Genomic DNA, 17048 nt, shown 5'->3' on the forward strand with positions numbered 1-17048 from the left:
CAAAGGTTGGCAACATTGCGCGTAGAGGGCTCTGCTGCCACAAGGGCATAGAGTGTTTGCGGAATCTTCTGTCATAGAGTGTCTTGATCTCCTTGGGGCCAGACCCCAATGCTTGATTTCTTATAATCTGCCCTGATTGTTCAAATCAGTAAACAGTCAGAGGCAGAGTGATCATGACCGACATCCGGCACCTTGTATGCCCTCATTGCCGCAAAGTGAACCGTGTGCCCGCCGATAAGCTGTCATCCGGCGAAAGCCTGGCGGGGTAAGGTGCGCTTTGCCAAGTTGAACACCGAACAACCTCCCGGGCCGCACGGTGAACCCGGATATGCCGACGATGCGATCCTCGGCACCGATGGCGTAGAGGATCTCTGTGGTTTCTTACGTTCAGGCCATTCGGCGCAAAGCCTCGTGCGTAATTTCGCTGATGGACTTGCAACCGGAGAGCCCCATGGTCAGCTCGAAATCCGTTTTCAGGTTGGCAATCACTTCCCGCACGCCGGCTTCGCCGGCAATCGCCAGCCCATAGACCCAGGGCCGGCCCAGGCCAACGGCGGTGGCACCGAGGGCAAGCGCCTTGAAAACGTCGGTGCCGGTGCGGATGCCGCTGTCCATGATGACTGGTATCCGGCCGGCAACGGCTTCAACCACCGCTGGCAAGGCCTCGAGGCTGCCGATGGCACCGTCCACCTGGCGGCCGCCGTGGTTGGAGACAATGATGCCGTCCATGCCATGCTCCACGGCTTTGCGGCCGTCGTCGGGATGCTGGATGCCCTTCAGCACGATGGGCAGGGGGGTGTGATCACGTAGCATCTTGAGATCGTCCCAGGTTAACGAGGGTTTGGAATAGACGGCGATAAATTCCTGCACTGCCGCCATGGCTTTGCCAGAACTTATGCCGTCCAGGGCTCCGCCGGGCCAGGACTGGCCGATCTGTTTGAGGGTTTTGAGCGTTTCCAGCGACAACTTGGGCCTGGCCATGTTGCCGGGCTGGCTCGGGTTTTTCAGACTTTCCAGAAAGACCGGGTCGCTGGTGTACTGGGCAATGCCTTTGCCCCTCAAAAAGGGCAGGTAGGCCAGATCCAGATCACGGGTGCGCCAGCCCAGCATGGTGGTATCCAGGGTGACCACGATGGCCTCGCAGCCACAGCGTTCGGCCCGGCTGACCAGGCTTCGCACCAGGTCGTCGGATTTGCTCCAGTAAAGTTGGAACCAGCGCGCGCCGTCGCCCATGGCGTCGGCTATCTTTTCCATGGGCTGCGATGCCTGGTTGGAGAAGATCATCGGTATGCCTTCGGCTGCGGCAGCGCGGCCAACGGCCTTGTCGGCATCACTATGGGCCATTTCCAGCACGCCGATCGGGCTCAACAGGAAGGGGCTGGGCAGGGTTCGGCCGAACAGGTTAACGGTGGTGTCCCGTTCGGATACGTCATTGAGCATGCGCGGAACAATGCGTTGGCGTTCAAAGGATTCCCGGTTCGCGCGCATGGTGCTTTCCAAACCGGCCCCGCCGGCAATGTAGGCGTAGGCCTCCGCGCTCATGGCATCGCAGCCCTTGCGTTCGAGCTCGTGAAAATCCACAGGTACCAGCGGTTTTTCGCCGCTCAGGCCTTTGCTGTATATATCCTGCTGGCGGTTGAGGGTCGGCGCTCGGCGACCGGGGCTGTTGTCCATGGTTGTACTCCTTGTGGTACTACGTTGTTTTTATCAGCTTGCCACTATAACTCCGGCGCGAAGAAGCTGTAAAAGCTGGAAATTTTTGAGAAAATCGGGACAGATTTATTTCGCAATCAGTCCTCATAAATCATCTTTCGGGTCATGCCGCCGTCGATCATTGGGGAAATCGGGACCGATGATATCTCTGAATCACTTTGGGAATTTTATTGCCGATGCCGCCTGATTCAAGACATGGTAAGCGGCATGACAGACCAGTTTGCTTTGGATGAGTTCCGTACGCTGTCAGTTATGGAAGCTTGGTAGTCAATGACCAGAGGTGGTCCCCAGCAGTTTCTGAAAGTCTCGTGCATCAAGAAAATCAGACTCAAGCTTAACCAGGTGGCCATTATCCGGGACGAAAAAGACGAAAGACCTTTGCTTATCGGAAAGGAAGTAAAAGTAGTCCCGGCCTTCCCCCTGCCAAACGCCTGAATTGGCTCCTTCGGAGAATACCTTCCTGAAGGAATCAACCGCAGACTTTTCGCACTCGTACTTCGAATCTGTTTCTAGAATTTCTTTGAAAAAATCGCCAACCTTACAGTCACCCGTGTCCAGTGAGTTCTCGGTACTGAAACTGATGTAACGCTCACCGGGGTTGTTCGAGTACTTTATCAGCAGGATGTCGTTGCTCTGGCCCAAAGCCCCGATAATCAAGGGGGCACCAGGCACCTTGAACTTCATGCCGGAGAATACTGCTGTGATGGTTTGATCGGATTGTGCGCAGGCAGTTACTGAGGTAATCGCCAGAACAAGTAGTAAAGCAAATTTCTTCATCTCACAGTCCCTGTTTCGCCATTTCCATTTGAGTGCGGTAGTTAATTGCCACGCGTTGACGGCAGCTTTCGTAAACTTGCGTATCGCCTGCTGCGATTCTTTGCCCAATCTTGGCGACTTGTTTAACAACATAGCTGGCACCAGGTTTACCAGAAACAGGACGTGGAACCAGGTCCATTGCGGCGGTGCAACTCTGGGCTTCTTCAAGGGCTTCCAAGGCGATAGCTGCCATTCCTTGATTGACGTGTTCCGGAGCAGTTGTGTCTACACCCCAGAAGTAATTGATGACAGTAGAGATGTGTTGGCGTTGATTCGAGTCCATTGTTGCAATCCTTGTAACGAATGCCCCTCCTGGGCAAGGAAAATGAAACTACAATGATCTCTGACCGCAATCAAGGTTCGAGACGATAAAGTGAGACGGAAACCTTTGTGCATAAAAGCCTGATACGCCGTTGTTTTGCCCGGAGCGGATCTTTTCTGCGTTACAAAATTCCTGAGGCACTGGGCCACTACACAGGCGATGCCGGGCCCCGGCGCTTTACCCTGCCGATCACGGTGGGACAGCTGCAGGTGAGTGACGGTGGTGTGGTTGGAGAGATTATTGAACTGGCGGTTTGATCCGTCGCTCATGGCCATTGTTGCCTGAGGTCATAGGCAAGCCCGCACCTCATCCCCCAATGCCAAGGTACCTCCCTCAACAACCCGTGTCGTGATACCGCCATGCCCACGCATGGCGTTATAGCCACCCGGCCCAAGCGTCGTCTCCATTTTACTGCAGGGGTGGCACAGGCCCGTGCATTCCAGCACAACGCCACCAATTCGGAACGTTTTGCCCTTCAGGGCCAGCAGGTTCAGGCCAGAAACCACGATGTTGCGCCGGAAAACTTCGGGGTCAATGGCCTCCCGTTGCAGGCAGGAAGCGATAGCGTATAGGTGCTCTTTCTGGATCAGAGTCACCTGCCGTTTGCTGGTCTCGCGGCCTTTGAATCGGTCGCCTGCCAGGCCTTTGCCTGGTGTGACCGCTACGCTATCGAGCGCTATCATCGGTTCGCCACGGGCAGGGCGGATTCCGATCCATTCCACCCGGCCACATTGGGGGAGTGTGTCTAGAAGGGTTTGAATTGGGGTTGGCTCGGGCATCGGCAGGCTCCTGCACGCAGAGTCTCTTGTGGGTATCAAATCAGGTTCGGGTACTTCGATTAAGCGCATGACGAATATAATCCGCCATAGTGTCGGTAAACGCTTTTATTCGACTGACCCGACGCAGATCCGGATGAATCAGTATCCACAGTGGTACGGACAGTTCAGGTAATGGGTTTGTCAGCCTTTTGAGGTAAGCGTCGGAATCGCCCAGGTAGCAGGGCAGTATTGCCGCTTCTGCGCCGTTTCGCACGGCCATCTGCATTCCCAGCATTGAATCGACGCGATAGTGGCATTGGCCATCGAGGCCATGTTGCGTCATCCAGGCTTCAAGCGCGCTGTCTCCCATGTGTTTGTCGGGCCCTATCCAATTACACCCGGGCAGTGTTTGCAGAGGAGTATGCGTGTCCTGCCAATGCGCCCTTTGACCGTAGATGGCCTGTTCGATGGTATCGACGCGCCTGCCAACCAGGGTTTCCGGCGGGTTCCGGGTGGGGCGAATGGCAATGTCCGCTTCCCGTTTGCTCAGGCTGTGTACCTGATTGGAGATCACAACTTCCAGCTCAATATCCGGGTAACTGGCTCGAAACTCAGCAAAGGCTGGTGCCAGAAGGCCATTGTAGAGGGTGTCGGTGGTGGTTATGCGGATGTTGCCGGAGAGTTTCAGATCCTGCCCCGCCAGGCGGCGTTCGGCGCCCTTGATGTTGGCTTCGACCTGCTGGGCGACGGCGGCAAGATCCTCCCCGGCGGGAGTGGGTGTATAGCCGGTGCGCGATCGTTCAAATAGCGCCACGCCCAGCCGTTTTTCTAAGTTGCCAAGCCGTCTGAAAACCGTGGCATGGCTGACCTTCAGCCGCCGACCTGCTCCGGATAGGGAGCCGGTTTCGGAAATTGCCCAAACGATTTGCAGATCATCCCAGCGGATAGATTGTTCATCCATGCAAATGAAACTCTCAATATTTTGGAATTCCTGTGTATTTAATAACAGCATAGGCTGTTGTTGAAAGGGTGCAACAGGAGTAATGGGTTATGAATGTGTTAATTGTGCTGGCTCATCCGGAGCGGGCCTCGTTCAACGGCGGGCTGGCGGATGTCGCGGCAAAACGCCTCCAGTTGGCAGGCCATGTGGTTGAACTCGACGATCTTTACCGGGACGGCTTTGATCCGGTCGAGCGTGCGGCCCACTATACGGATCGAGAAGATGAGAACTACTTCGCGCCTTTAACCGAGCAGCGGGCACACTTCGATCGCGGACGGCTGCCCTCAGAGGTTCAGCGAGAAATCGCCCGGCTGGAATGGGCAGGTCTCGTCATTTTTCAGTTTCCGCTGTGGTGGCATGCGCAACCTGCAATTCTCAAGGGCTGGTTCGATCGCGTGTTGGTCTACGGTGGAATCTATTCAGGCAGTCAGCGGTACGATCGCGGCCACTTCCGGGGGAAAAAGGCCGTGTGCTCCGTAACCACCGGCTCCCCGGAACAGGCGTTCATGCCCTTTGGCCGGGCTGGCAATATGGTCGAGTGGTTGTGGCCGATGCACTCCTCACTTTATTACGTTGGGTTTGATGTTCTGGTGCCGCAAGTGAGCTATGGCGTTCAGGGCGGAGGTATCCAGTACCAGGAGGAGGACGCTTTCAGGGAGCAGCTTGAACAGAAAAAAGCAGAGTGGGCGCAGCGGCTATCCGCTCTCGATGATGAATTTCCGATTCCATTTACCGGCTGGGAAGATTGGGATGAAGCCGGAGTTCTCAAGCAAGCTCATCCGATGCGTTGGCGCCCCTAGACCCCAATGCTTGAACGCCGACGGCTAATCTCGAATGGCGGATGAGGTGCGGGCTGTCGTTCTTTGTGTTGTTGACGTCCGCAGAAACCGTCACGGCCTCTGAGAGACCGGGATAAGGCGTGTGCTCGATATAAGGCTTTGCAGGGAGACGTTCATTGAATCTGAAAGCGATGAGCTTGCGGCAGCAGTTGGATTTTGATGTGTCGAGGCCCCTGACCTTCGATTTGGATGAGCCTGTAAATAAATCTGTGTAACTGCCCACCCGCCATCCCGCCTCCGATTCCCGCTCCAGGTAACCTGATTAACTGTTATCATTCCCGGAGAAATGAGTCATTACTTCATAAAAACAATAAATGGACTTTCTGAATAGCAGGTCAAGATATGGCATTTTACGGTTCAAGTGAGCAGTCTGCGGGCGCTTGCACACCCATAAAGTTCATTGCTTACTACGGTAGTCGGCGATTCCTGCTTATAGCGTCGAGCTTTTTACTGGATCGCTCGAAAGATCCTTATTATCGCCTGTCAGCAACCTTGCTGTTTGCCTGCCGGGAGCCCTTCAAGTTAGAGATTGGTGACGGCACAGAGCTAACAGCACATGCAGTGCTGATCGCTCCCAAGGTGCTGCGCAAGCGCTTAATTGCGCTCAACAGCGATCTTTTTATATTCGACATTCCCATTCAATCACCTGAATTCATGGCGCTTAAACCAGTATTTCAAGGTCGTGAGGTCCTGCCCCTGAATCAAGAGGCATTCGTTCACCTACAGCCGGCGATGGAGCAGGCTCGTAGAGGGGTGTCGAGCCCTGAAGACATTCAGAAATTATTGACCGAGGCGGTGAAAACGTTTGCCCCATACTCACCTCCGAACCGCGTCCTGGATTCACGGGTTGTCAGGGTCATGGAGCTAATTCATGAGGCACCACTCGGAACGGTCAATCTGGAGCTGCTTGCAAAACAGGTCCATCTCTCTCCATCGCGGCTGCGCCACCTTTTTAGCGAACAGACCGGCAGCACAATAAGACACTTTGCGCGTTGGTCGGCGACCTGGCGCGTAGTCGAACTTTGGTCTCGTGGAAGGGCGTTAACCGAACTGGCTTTCGAGGCGGGCTTTTATGATTTGGCTCATTTGGATCATGCTTTCATGGAGGTATTTGGTCTGAATCCATCGACCATTATCGATCCAGAAAACGTTACCTTGATTCACTGCCTTTGACGCATCGCGCGCCGCCGATTAAAAGTGGATGCCGGCTACTATTGCCGGCATCCACATTCCATCCGGAATTAGTTGAGTTATTCCATGATTGCCCGGATTAACGGCATGTGTCCGTCGCGGTATCCTGCTTTGCTCGGGTGGTAGACGTCTCTCAAGAATGTTACATCCTTGCCCATCACGAAGGGATCAGCTGCACAGACATCATGTCCAGTAAACTGTTCGATAACACTCAGGTGTATTATGCCTGCCTGTGCGGCCCGCCCGGCAATCACCCTGTCCAGGTGATCGGAAATGCCATTGAGCGCTTCTGCTTCGGTGGACGTTATTCCGCGAGCCGTCCAACAAGAAACATCGCTTCCGAAGAAACGGGGATAGCCGAGATTCATGATGGTTGCCTTCGAAGCTTTCTTCTTGATGGCTGCATAAGCCTGATCAAGCTTAGCCGGCAATTCCTCGTCAATTCTGCGATGGATTTCGTCGGCAGTGTGGAGGCACTGCCACTCGTCCCAGTAGAAGCCGCAATTTAATATCAGTTCGATGAATCCAACATCATTACCGCCAACGCTAAGCGTTACAAAGTCCGTTTTTTTGGACAGGGCCGCGATTTGGGAATCCACAACATCGTCAGTAGTAGCGCCTGAGCAGGCGACAAACTTGAGCTGAGTGTTGTCTCGCTCACTTGCAATGATCGGAGCGTACGCGTCACTGCTGCGAAAGCAGTTGTAGTCGAGGTCAGGATTGCCTGTGCCATTGCCGGAGGCAGCGGAATCACCAAGGGCGACGTACTCATCCGCTTGTGCCGGTGCGCCAACTAAAATCAGTGAAGCCGCCGAGAGAGCGATCAGGTTTTGAACTTGCCTTCTGACATTTATGAAACTCATCTTTCCACCATCTTGTTATTTGAGTTATGGATTTTACGATGTCTGCAAAACAGACACGCGTAAGCATCATCTCAGAAAGAAAGCCGCACGGATTGTACGGAACGGCTGATTTTTAGCATGTTTTCGCCAATTTGGGCAGTCAGCACGACGGTTCTCTTGCGCTGTCCGTCGCTATGAGGATTAAGCGCGCGGGTTCCCCACCTATCAGGAATTCGGGGCGGACTGCCATAGGTAGCTCCATGCTTTTATTGGATTTAGTATTCCTACTGAATACGAGCAGCGATTTCCGGTGCTGCCTGTTTGTTTGGTGATGAACTGTTAAACACTGGAAAAGGTAAGGGACCTATCGTAGTAACTGACTAATTTTCGTTGTACCTTGCCGAGATCCGTGGAGATCAGCGGGGGCTTCTCGGATTCGAATGCGGACGATTCCGAGTCTATTATCTCTCTTGGCGTAGCGCTCTGGGCTGGTGAGCCTCACAGGTTTTCGCTGAACTACGACGTCAGTGACAACTTTGATGCTGTGTTATTGGGGTATAGCTACAATTGGTAATTCAGTTCTGACATGGAATGCTTATAAACCCCGGTTTTCCGGGGTTTTTACGTTGGTTTCACGGAAAATCCTGGAAAGTCGGAACAGATCTATATTTTTAAGGATCTAACGGCATAGAATTGGCGAATGGTATCGACTGGGCGTCCGTGTGGCACCCTAGTAACAAGTGCAGCGACAGGCATTACTATGCATGTGGATAAAGCAAAAAAGCGTATTGAAAAGCAGGTAAAGGAGGGCTTTCATGGCTATCCGTAGAGGTAACCTTGGTAAATAAGCATCGTTTAAGAGGATTTTCGGCGCCGCTGTGCCTCGCGTTCCTGGTGGTATTCCTTGCTTTTCCCAGTGTCTCGATGGGAAGCAGCAAACTGACATTCGCGTTCAGTGCAGCATCACCGCCTTACAGTTCCTCGCTTGGCGAGAGGTCTGTCGGGCTGTTGCCGGATTTGGTGCAGTTGGCGTTCAGTTTTATCCCCGACTACACCACGGAAAATCTGGTGGTGCCTTGGTCGAGGGCGCAGTACAACGTCAGGCTGGGCCTCACCGATGGCCTTCTCACCTATCCGTCGAAGGAGCGACAGGACTACGCAATCTTTTCAGCGATGCCGCTCTTCACGCAGGACTTTGGCCACCTAGTTTACTCGGCTGAAAACCCCAACGTAGACGTGATCGAATCGGCGACCAGCTTTTCTGACTTGTCCAGTCTGACGGTAATCGGCGAGAAGGGCTCCAAATGGGAAGAGGACAACATCCCCGACTTTCTGGAGCGCGTGCCGGGCCAGCACATGAGTGCGATGATGCATCTTCTTATGCTGCGGGAGGCCGGGGATTTTATGGTGCAGCCCGCTGAAGACGCCCGGTTCAGCGCTCGACAACTTGGCTATTCGAAGAAGCTGAAAGTTCGCAAGGTTGATTTTATTCCGAATTCCCAGATCCCTTTTCACATTGGTATTTCGCGGAAACTTCCGTCCGCTATGGACGTGATCAATCAGGTTGATGCGGTCATGCAGAGTCCCGAATTCCAGTCACAGCTGAACACTTTGATCGAAAGTTATCGATAACGCGGCGAAAAGGGCAGAAACCCAACTGGCGAAGCGGATGTACACCAGCCGTACGGTGGTAAATTGCCTCCTCGATGAGAAGGACATCGGGGGATCTTCAGATATCCCGTTTCTTTCCGCTAATCCGTTATTCACCTCAAACTACAAATAAAACTCACGGGGTCCATGTGGCAGTTGTGGCCAATGGCCCCCGGTAACGAGAATAATTTTGGGGACTTTCTGAACTCGAATAGCCGGTAGAGTTGAAAGTGCTCATGAAACTCTTCTGAAAAGGAAATCTCATTGCGGGATGCATAGAAGGGGGTTTCCTTGGCAAAGGCTGTCGTTTTAACCTCAACAAATCGCTCTTTGCCAGAAGGTTCAAATGACAGAATGTCGTAACCCAACCCATCACCTTTGGAGTTAGACACGTGCTCAATACGGTCGGCCAGCCCGACTTTTCCAGCGGATCGAAGCCGGTATTCCTCATATTGCAGCATTAGCAACTCGCCTGCGCTGCCTGATAGTTGCCCCGTGGTTTATACCCAGGTATCCAGAAGCAGTCGAGGTCACGGAGTACGGCGCTGATATTCTGATGTTTGAGTTCGACAGCACCGTCGCTGCGACCGTTTAGCTGCTTCAACAGGGCTTTTCGATGAGCGCTTTTGTTATATTTCTGACCCACTCCAGCTTTCTCGGCTTGCCATACTGCTTTCCCCGGATACTGTTTTGTACTGTCAGCCAACGATACCATTGACTTGGGCTCAGTGATAATGGGGTAAGTGCACACCGTAATCGACACACCAGATGTGGTTTCCATTTTTGAAACCTTATGCTAGAGTTTCCAAAAAGGAAACAAGGAAGTTCTGTGCACATAATTTCAAGAAAACCGTTCAATGATGCAGCGAAGCAGTATCCCAACGATCAAGACGCCTTGGTGAATATCTACACCACGTTGCGAAATGGGCGGTTTGAAACACCTAATCAGCTGCGCCAGGTTTTCCCGTCCCTGGACAACTTCAAATACCGGGACAAATGGTGGGTTATCGATATCGGTGGCAACAATCTACGGCTGATTGCCTTCATTGAGTTTCGTGATAACCGGATGTACGTGAAACACATTTGTAGCCACGCCGAATACGAACGGCTGACTGACAAGTACCGTCGCAATAAGGAGTGAGGCTTATGTTATCGCCTGCTTTTGTTCAGATCAGAGACGCACTGGCTCAGGTGCCTTTTGTGGCGCATATTGAGACTCAGGATGACTACGAGCAAGCGTTGGAGTTAATGGATCAGTTGGTGGACGACTACGACGCCAATAAGCCGTTCATTGAGGTTCTGTCGGTCAGCATTGAGCGCTGGGAGGACCAGGCTGCAGAGTTTTCTGATTTTAATACTGCTGTTGCTGAAACGGACAAGGGAATTGCTGCACTGAAAACTCTGATGGCGCAACACGGTCTTGGGGTTGCGGATTTACCGGAGCTGGGTTCAAAAGGGAATGTGAGCAAAATTCTCAACGGTGCTGAAGGCAAAAAGCTGACCCGCAAACACATGGAAGCCCTCGGCAAGCGGTTTGGGGTGTCTCCCGCACTGTTTTTCTGAAGGCTTCCAAATACTAGCCTTTGCTAATCACACATTTTTCATCCGGGAGTCGCTTTATGGGTCTGGCTATCGCACTACACGTTCTCTCCGCCGTGATCTGGGTTGGCGGTATGTTTTTCGCTTACATGGCCTTGCGCCCGGCGGTGGTTGAGGTAATTGATGCATCGCAGCGGGGCGTGCTTTGGTGTGCCACTCTGTCCCGGTTTTTCCGGTGGGTATGGGCGGCGGTGATTCTGTTGCTGGTGACCGGTTACTGGATGGTCTTCAGTGTGTTTGGTGGTATGGCGGGTGCTGGCTGGCATATCCACGTGATGCAGGGGTTGGGGATTGTGATGGTCCTGCTCTATTCTCACGTCTATTTTGCCCCCTTCCGGCGGCTGAAGCAGGCCGTTGCCAACCGGGATCCCCAGGAAGGTGGGCGTCAGGTGGGGCAGATTCGTAAGCTGGTGGGCATCAATCTGATTCTTGGGCTGATTGTGGTGGTGATTGGGGCTGGCGGTCGGTATTGGTAGGTTCGCGAATAACCGGGACAGATTAATTTTCCGCCCCGGTTTTTGTTCCATAGAAAGCATTACCGCAGTCGTTTTTCCCGGAGCTCGGAATGATTAAGCCTAGCTGTTACAGCTGTCGGAAAAAGTTTGAGCCATCTGCGCTCAGGGTTTCTTACTCAAAAAATTACTGTGAGGGCTGTGGTGTTGGGTTGTTCGGTGAGGATTACGTCAGCTTCGCCAGAAAACCCACCCCAACTACCCGGAAGAACCTGGCTATCCATTGTGCAGTGCTTCTTTGTGGGGTGGCTGGCTTGGTGTTATGGTTTTTGAGTGGTAGCTCCCTCACTTTACAGTAGGCATTAAGCATCTCTAGAGGCTAACGACCATGGGCACCCTGCTGACGATTCTCGCTGTGCTTTTTTTGGCACTGATTATCATCATTCCGTTGGTGGAGAAATATGCCCCCAGGGGTGAGTCCAGGAACTACGGCAATATTACGCGCTGGTTCATTCCGCTGATGATGCTGCTTCTTGTGCTGCAATTGCTTCGGCATTATTTCATGTGAGGAACGTTTTGCCTTTCAGGGCCAGCAAGTTCAGGTCAGAATTGGGGCGGGGGATGAAGTAGGGTTGGTTCAGACATGGGCAAGCGCTCGCACACAACGGCGGAACAGCTCCGCGGAGAAAAACCGGTGTTCGCCGGGCTGCCCAGACATGAATAGCTGGCCACCGGAATCGCGGATTCCGCCCTCGATCATCAGGTTATCGCTCATCTCGAAGTTCTCAATCGTGTGGCCCAGTTCATCCAGGTCGCTTGCGCCGGCTCGTTCGCGATAGCGCTGGCTGTTCAAGGTGAATCCGAAGGCACGCTTGCCCTGGCCAATCATGTAGCCCGCTTCGAACACGGTGCCCGGGTCGGCGCTGATGCCGCGAAAGGGTGTGAGGTTGGCGATGACAGCGTCGCAGCTGTCCATCAGTTCGCGGTTAGTCTGGTAGATTCGGTGGCCCCGTTCGGGTTTGGCCTCGTCATCTAAAAATTCTGGCTGCCTACGGTGGGGTGAGCTTGTTGGTGTTTGTGATTTACTGGATCGATAAGCGGGCGGCGCAACGGGGCGCACAACGCACGCCTGAAAATACGCTGCACCTTTTTGAGCTTTGCTGTGGTTGGCCCGGTGCACTGATGGCTCACAGATAACGACAACTGCGTTTGCTAGTATGACCGCCTTATCATCCTGACAACGATTAAGCCCTGTAAATGAACGCTCCTTTCAAACTCCGGCCTTACCAGCAGGAAGCCGTCGATGCCACGCTCAGCCATTTCCGGCAATCGGATGAGTCTGCCGTCATCGTGCTGCCAACCGGTGCGGGTAAAAGTCTGGTTATTGCCGAGTTGGCCCGCCTTGCCCGGCGCAAGATTCTGGTGCTGACCCACGTAAAAGAGTTGGTGGAGCAAAACCACGCCAAATACCAGAGCTATGGGTTAACCGGCGGCATTTTCTCCGCCGGCCTGAAACGCAAGGAAAGCCGGCATCAGGTGACCTTTGCCAGTGTGCAGTCTGTGTCGGCGAATCTGGATCAGTTCAGGGATGAATACTCGCTGGTCATCATCGATGAGTGCCATCGGGTCAGCGGTGAGGACACCAGTCAGTATCAACGGATCATCGAGCTGCTACGACAACAGAACGACGCCCTCAAGGTGCTCGGGCTCACCGCCACACCCTATCGTTTGGCCATGGGCTGGATCTACCGTTACCACTACCGGGGCTTTGTTCGCGGGTCTGGTGAAGAGCAGGATAAACCCTTTCAGCACTGCATTTACGAGCTGCCGTTGAGCTACATGATCAACCGGGGGTATCTCACCCGGCCTGAGTTGGTGAACGCGGCGGTGGCGCAGTACGATTTCTCCGCGCTGGCTCAGGACCGCTTTGGCGAATACGCCGAGAAGGACGTCAACCAGCTGCTGAGCAAACATAAGCGTGTGACCCGTGCCATCGTTGAGCAGGTAATGGAGATGGCCGTTGAGCGTCAGGGGGTGATGATCTTTGCGGCAACGGTGGAGCATGCGCGGGAGATCACCGGCTACTTGCCGGAACACCAGACCGCCTTGGTGACCGGCGGGACTGATCTAAAGGAGCGGGGCCTGCTGATTCAGCGCTTCAAGCAGCGGCAGTTAAAGTATCTGGTGAATGTGTCCGTGCTCACCACCGGCTTTGATGCGCCCCATGTGGACTTTATCGCCATTCTTCGTCCTACCCAGTCGGTCAGCCTGTATCAACAAATCGTGGGCCGCGGTCTTCGCCTGGACGAAGGCAAACAGGATTGCCTGGTGATTGATTACGCGGGCAACCATGTGAATCTGCATCACCCGGAGGTGGGGGAGCCGAAACCGAACCCTGACAGCGAGCCGGTGCAGGTGTTCTGTCCAGGCTGCGGTTTTGCCAATATCTTCTGGGGCAAAACCGACGGCGACGGCCATGTGATCGAGCACTACGGCCGCCGTTGTCAGGGGCTGCTGGAGCCTGCGGACGGGGACAAATTTGCCGGGCAGAATGGACGACCTCAACAGTGCGATTACCGTTTTCGTTTCAAAGAGTGCCCACACTGCGGTGGCGAGAACGATATTGCGGCCCGGAACTGCTGGCAGTGCAACAAAGCCATCATCGACCTGGATGATCAGCTAAGAGATGCGCTGAAACTCAAGGATGCCATGGTAATCCGTTGCGTCGGGATCACGCTGAGTGTTGGTGGCAGCAAGCTGAGGATCACCTATCACGGCGAGGATGGCGAGGAACTCAGCGAGTCGTTTGATTTCAGCAAGCCGGGCCAGCGTACGGTTTTTAACAAACTGTTTGGGCGGCGATTTGCGAATGGCCAGGCCCCGAAAGCGTTCAGCAGGGCGGATGAAGTGATTGATATACAAGCCTTATTGCCGGAACCGGACTTTGTGATTGCCCGCAAGCAGAAGCACTATTGGCAGGTTCAGGAACGGATTTTTGACTATCGGGGCAGCTATCGCAAGGCAAATGAGGCGTAAGGGCGGGTGTTTCTGTTCGGGTTTTCCCTCCCTGCAGCCAACGCCACAGCAGGCTATAATGGCGCACTTTGAACCTTCGCAGAGAGCCCCTTATGCCCATCGAAAAGAACCAGGTCGTCCTGTTTCACTACAGCGTCAGTGATGAACAAGGCAACGTTGTTGAAAACTCCCGTGGCGGCGAACCCAACGCCTACCTGCATGGCCACGGTGGTATTGTCCGAGGACTGGAAGAAGCCCTGGAAGGCCGCGATGCCGGCGATACGTTCAGTGCCACCGTTACTCCGGAAAAAGCCTACGGTCCGCGCAAGGCCGATGCCGTGCAGCGCGTACCGATCAAACATTTGATGGGAGCCAAACGCTGGAAAGCGGGCATGATCGCCCAGGTGAAAACCGAGCAGGGCCCGCGTCATGTGGTCGTCGTAAAGGTTGGGCATAAGTTTGCCGATGTCGACACCAACCATCCGATGGCTGGCAGAACCCTGACCTTCGATATCGAAGTCCTCGAAGTACGCGCAGCCGATCCGGAAGAGTTGGCGCACGGCCACGCCCATGGGCCGGGTGGGCATCATTGAAGGATTGAAAGGCTCGGACCTTTGTCTCCAGCTATCCGCTGAAAACCAGCAGCCGATTGTTTGCTGGCATGGCGTAATTCTCCGCCAGGGTCAGGCCCACCGCTGCCGCCAGTGCACAAAGATCGTCCAGATCCCGGATGCCCATGTGGGATGCACGGGTTCTGAGGTATTGGTCAAACTGTCGGTTGCTGTCGCTGGAAAACTGGCCCTGGCTGTTGAAAGGGCCGTATAGACAGAAAGCCCCGCCTTTTGGCAGGCGCTCACCAATGTGACCAAACATCTGTTCGACTTCGCGCCAGGACATGATGTGAGCGGTGTTCGCTGAGAACACCCAGGTGAAGGATTCAACGGGCCAGGGGGAAGTGCTTACGTCCAGTTCAATAGGGGGCAGGATGTTGGGCAACGCGGCCTGCTCCAGCCGTGGGCGACAGGTGCCCGCAGCGTCTGGGTGGTCGGTCGGTTGCCACTGCAGGTGGGGCATTGCCTTTGCGAAATGCACTGCGTGTTGCCCGGTTCCTGTGCCTATCTCCAATACTTTGCCCGGCGCATCAAAGATCTCATGGAGCCTTTCCAGGATCGGCGCTTTGTTGTTCTCACAAGCCTGAGAAAAGGGCAGGTTGATGGTCATCGGGTTATATCTCCCTGGGGCTACCCGGCGGGCGGTGTCTGTAAGGTCATCTGGGAGTGTAAAAACCGGGACACCTATTAGCAAATATCTGGCAAATAGCAAACCAGGCAAACATTGCACATCAAGGGATAGGCATCGGCCGCTTCCAGGGGTGGCCTATGGCCAGCCAGAGATACTTCGGGTACCAAAGCCCAAACGGGTAGTTGCCATGGTCTTGCGGTGCCAGCAGGAAGAGGTTGGGAGCGTCTGTGGACTCGATAAGCGCCTCCCTTACCGAAAGCCGCTAACAGTTTCGCCATAGTCCCTAAACGGTCTAATAACGCGCTGATGTTCCCGCTGAATGGGCGCAAGATAGAGAGTGGCGCTTTACGGGGCAAGGAGATGGCTATGACTACGCTAGAGCAAGGAACGATTGACGCTTTCAGAGGGCAGTTCGACGGCCCTGTGTTTGAGCCGGCAGATGCCGGATATAACGAGGCTCGTCAGATCTGGAACGCGATGATTGACCGCAAACCGGTGCTGATTGCCCAGTGCCATTCGGCAGAGGATGTGGTGGCGGCCGTCAACTTGGGGCGTGATCAATCACTGCTGATTTCGGTCAAAGGCGGTGGGCACAACATCGCAGGCAATGCCGTGTGCGACGATGGCCTGATGATTGATCTGTCGCAGATGAAAGACATTAACATTGATGTTGATAAACAGCGTGCCTTCGTAGGGCCCGGCTGCACTCTGGCAGATTTTGATGCGGCCGCTCAGGCGCATGGGTTGGCGACGCCACTGGGCATCAACTCCACAACGGGTGTCGCGGGCCTGACTCTGGGCGGTGGGTTTGGCTGGCTCAGCCGCAAGCTTGGCATGACCGTCGATAACCTGATTTCCGCAGACATGGTGACCGCCGATGGTCGACAGGTTCGCGCCAGTGCGACAGAGAACCCGGATCTGTTCTGGGGCACGCGAGGCGGCGGCGGTAACTTTGGTGTTGTTACCCGGTTCGAGTTCCAGTTGCATCCCGTGGGGCCAGAGTTGTTGAGTGGGCTGATGGTTTTTCCGTTTGACCAGGCCCGGTCGGTGCTGACGAAGTTTGCGCATTTCACTGAGACCATGCCCGATGAGCTCAGCGTGTGGTTGGTAATTCGCCATGCGCCGCCGTTGCCATTCCTGCCTGAATCCGTTCATGGCGAGCCGATCGTTGCCCTGGCGATGTGCTACGCAGGGGACCCGGAGGTGGGCGAGAAGCTGATCGCGCCCCTGCGCTCGTTCGGCGATGCGCATGGCGAGCATGTGGGTGTTCAACCCTACGCCAATTGGCAGCAGGCTTTTGACCCGCTGCTGGCGGACGGTGCGCGAAACTACTGGAAGTCCCACAACTTTGTGAAGCTGACCGACGATGTGATTCAGGTTGCGCTGGAATTCGGGGGCAAGCTGCCATCGCCCCACTGTGAAATCTTTATTGCTTCGATTGGGGGGCAGACTGGCCGGGTGGCGCACGACGCCATGGCCTATTCCAGCCGCGACGCCAACTATGTGATGAATGTGCACGGACGCTGGGAATCGCCAGAGGAGGATGAGCGTTGTCGCCAGTGGGCACGCGCATTCTTTGATGCCGCCAAGCCTTATGCCAGCGGTGGCG

General features: G+C 54.5%; 23 protein-coding genes and 1 pseudogene. 14 read left to right on the top strand and 10 right to left on the bottom strand.

Annotated features, from left to right (window positions below; all coding sequences use genetic code 11):
- On the bottom strand, positions 1-75 hold a 75-nt coding region (locus tag WD429_RS13575), incomplete at its 3' end, for an SEC-C metal-binding domain-containing protein (protein WP_368422741.1).
- 98 nt (positions 76-173) lie between these two features.
- Here WD429_RS13575 and WD429_RS13580 point away from each other — a divergent pair.
- Positions 174-269 (top strand): hypothetical protein, encoded by a 96-nt coding sequence (locus tag WD429_RS13580; protein WP_368422719.1) that lies wholly within the window; start codon positions 174-176, stop codon positions 267-269.
- Positions 270-387: 118 nt separating this feature from the next.
- Here WD429_RS13580 and WD429_RS13585 read toward each other — a convergent pair whose 3' ends face one another.
- Positions 388-1674, bottom strand: a complete 1287-nt coding sequence (locus WD429_RS13585; protein ID WP_368422720.1) for a lactate 2-monooxygenase — start codon at positions 1672-1674, stop codon at positions 388-390.
- 198 nt (positions 1675-1872) lie between these two features.
- Here WD429_RS13585 and WD429_RS13590 point away from each other — a divergent pair.
- Positions 1873-1980: pseudogene (locus tag WD429_RS13590) on the top strand (hypothetical protein); the annotation flags it as partial.
- Here the strand turns inward: WD429_RS13590 and WD429_RS13595 are convergent.
- Positions 1981-2490, bottom strand: coding sequence for a hypothetical protein (locus WD429_RS13595; protein WP_368422721.1), 510 nt, complete (start codon positions 2488-2490; stop codon positions 1981-1983).
- Position 2491: 1 nt separating this feature from the next.
- Positions 2492-2812, bottom strand: coding sequence for a hypothetical protein (locus tag WD429_RS13600; RefSeq protein ID WP_368422722.1), 321 nt, complete (start codon positions 2810-2812; stop codon positions 2492-2494).
- Positions 2813-2919: 107 nt separating this feature from the next.
- Here WD429_RS13600 and WD429_RS13605 point away from each other — a divergent pair, with 107 nt between their 5' ends.
- Positions 2920-3108: a hypothetical protein gene (locus tag WD429_RS13605; RefSeq protein ID WP_368422723.1), complete on the top strand. Its 189-nt coding sequence runs from the start codon at positions 2920-2922 to the stop codon at positions 3106-3108.
- 30 nt (positions 3109-3138) lie between these two features.
- On the opposite strand, the gene WD429_RS13610 is transcribed toward WD429_RS13605, so the two are convergent.
- Both WD429_RS13610 and WD429_RS13615 read right to left on the bottom strand, forming a co-directional pair.
- Positions 3139-3534, bottom strand: a complete 396-nt coding sequence (locus tag WD429_RS13610) for an MOSC domain-containing protein (protein ID WP_368422724.1) — start codon at positions 3532-3534, stop codon at positions 3139-3141.
- Positions 3535-3670: 136 nt separating this feature from the next.
- On the bottom strand, positions 3671-4570 hold the full coding sequence (locus tag WD429_RS13615) for a LysR family transcriptional regulator (protein ID WP_368422725.1): 900 nt from the start codon (positions 4568-4570) through the stop codon (positions 3671-3673).
- A gap of 89 nt (positions 4571-4659) precedes the next feature.
- Here WD429_RS13615 and WD429_RS13620 point away from each other — a divergent pair, with 89 nt between their 5' ends.
- Positions 4660-5409, top strand: coding sequence for an NAD(P)H-dependent oxidoreductase (locus tag WD429_RS13620; RefSeq protein ID WP_368422726.1), 750 nt, complete (start codon positions 4660-4662; stop codon positions 5407-5409).
- A 381-nt stretch (positions 5410-5790) separates the two neighbouring features.
- Positions 5791-6621 (top strand): helix-turn-helix domain-containing protein, encoded by an 831-nt coding sequence (locus WD429_RS13625; protein WP_368422727.1) that lies wholly within the window; start codon positions 5791-5793, stop codon positions 6619-6621.
- Between the two features lie 77 nt (positions 6622-6698).
- On the opposite strand, the gene WD429_RS13630 is transcribed toward WD429_RS13625, so the two are convergent.
- On the bottom strand, positions 6699-7502 hold the full coding sequence (locus WD429_RS13630; RefSeq protein ID WP_368422728.1) for an SGNH/GDSL hydrolase family protein: 804 nt from the start codon (positions 7500-7502) through the stop codon (positions 6699-6701).
- Between the two features lie 816 nt (positions 7503-8318).
- On the opposite strand from WD429_RS13630, the gene WD429_RS13635 reads away from it, so the two are divergent.
- Entirely contained in the window at positions 8319-9113 is a 795-nt protein-coding gene (locus WD429_RS13635) for a hypothetical protein (protein ID WP_368422729.1), read from the top strand.
- 131 nt (positions 9114-9244) lie between these two features.
- Here WD429_RS13635 and WD429_RS13640 read toward each other — a convergent pair whose 3' ends face one another.
- Positions 9245-9592, bottom strand: a complete 348-nt coding sequence (locus tag WD429_RS13640) for a DUF3883 domain-containing protein (RefSeq protein ID WP_368422730.1) — start codon at positions 9590-9592, stop codon at positions 9245-9247.
- A 368-nt stretch (positions 9593-9960) separates the two neighbouring features.
- Between WD429_RS13640 and WD429_RS13645 the strand changes: the two genes are divergently transcribed.
- The 4 genes from WD429_RS13645 (at position 9961) to WD429_RS13660 (ending at position 11750) form a co-directional block, all read left to right on the top strand.
- On the top strand, positions 9961-10272 hold the full coding sequence (locus WD429_RS13645) for a type II toxin-antitoxin system HigB family toxin (RefSeq protein WP_368422731.1): 312 nt from the start codon (positions 9961-9963) through the stop codon (positions 10270-10272).
- A 5-nt stretch (positions 10273-10277) separates the two neighbouring features.
- Positions 10278-10694: a type II toxin-antitoxin system HigA family antitoxin gene (locus WD429_RS13650; RefSeq protein ID WP_368422732.1), complete on the top strand. Its 417-nt coding sequence runs from the start codon at positions 10278-10280 to the stop codon at positions 10692-10694.
- A 56-nt stretch (positions 10695-10750) separates the two neighbouring features.
- Entirely contained in the window at positions 10751-11206 is a 456-nt protein-coding gene (locus WD429_RS13655; protein ID WP_368422733.1) for a CopD family protein, read from the top strand.
- Between the two features lie 364 nt (positions 11207-11570).
- Positions 11571-11750, top strand: a complete 180-nt coding sequence (locus WD429_RS13660) for a hypothetical protein (RefSeq protein WP_368422734.1) — start codon at positions 11571-11573, stop codon at positions 11748-11750.
- Between the two features lie 69 nt (positions 11751-11819).
- Here the strand turns inward: WD429_RS13660 and WD429_RS13665 are convergent, their stop codons facing one another.
- The gene (locus tag WD429_RS13665) at positions 11820-12302 is read right to left on the bottom strand and encodes a nucleoside 2-deoxyribosyltransferase (protein WP_368422735.1); all 483 of its coding nucleotides are present in this window, start codon (positions 12300-12302) and stop codon (positions 11820-11822) included.
- On the opposite strand from WD429_RS13665, the gene WD429_RS13670 reads away from it, so the two are divergent.
- The 3 genes from WD429_RS13670 to WD429_RS13680 all read left to right on the top strand — a co-directional run bounded on the left by WD429_RS13670 (position 12260) and on the right by WD429_RS13680 (position 14790).
- Positions 12260-12379, top strand: a complete 120-nt coding sequence (locus WD429_RS13670; protein ID WP_368422736.1) for a DUF1294 domain-containing protein — start codon at positions 12260-12262, stop codon at positions 12377-12379. The genes WD429_RS13665 and WD429_RS13670 overlap by 43 nt on opposite strands.
- A 60-nt stretch (positions 12380-12439) precedes the next feature.
- Positions 12440-14218, top strand: a complete 1779-nt coding sequence (locus tag WD429_RS13675; RefSeq protein WP_368422737.1) for a DEAD/DEAH box helicase — start codon at positions 12440-12442, stop codon at positions 14216-14218.
- A gap of 92 nt (positions 14219-14310) precedes the next feature.
- The gene (locus WD429_RS13680) at positions 14311-14790 is read left to right on the top strand and encodes a peptidylprolyl isomerase (RefSeq protein ID WP_368422738.1); all 480 of its coding nucleotides are present in this window, start codon (positions 14311-14313) and stop codon (positions 14788-14790) included.
- A gap of 31 nt (positions 14791-14821) precedes the next feature.
- On the opposite strand, the gene WD429_RS13685 is transcribed toward WD429_RS13680, so the two are convergent.
- Positions 14822-15418, bottom strand: coding sequence for a DUF938 domain-containing protein (locus WD429_RS13685; protein ID WP_368422739.1), 597 nt, complete (start codon positions 15416-15418; stop codon positions 14822-14824).
- Positions 15419-15805: 387 nt separating this feature from the next.
- Here WD429_RS13685 and WD429_RS13690 point away from each other — a divergent pair.
- Positions 15806-17048, top strand: a 1243-nt coding sequence (locus tag WD429_RS13690) for an FAD-binding oxidoreductase (RefSeq protein ID WP_368422740.1), incomplete at its 3' end; no start/stop codon positions are given.

Source organism: Marinobacter sp., from assembly GCF_040904845.1.
GTDB lineage: Bacteria > Pseudomonadota > Gammaproteobacteria > Pseudomonadales > Oleiphilaceae > Marinobacter.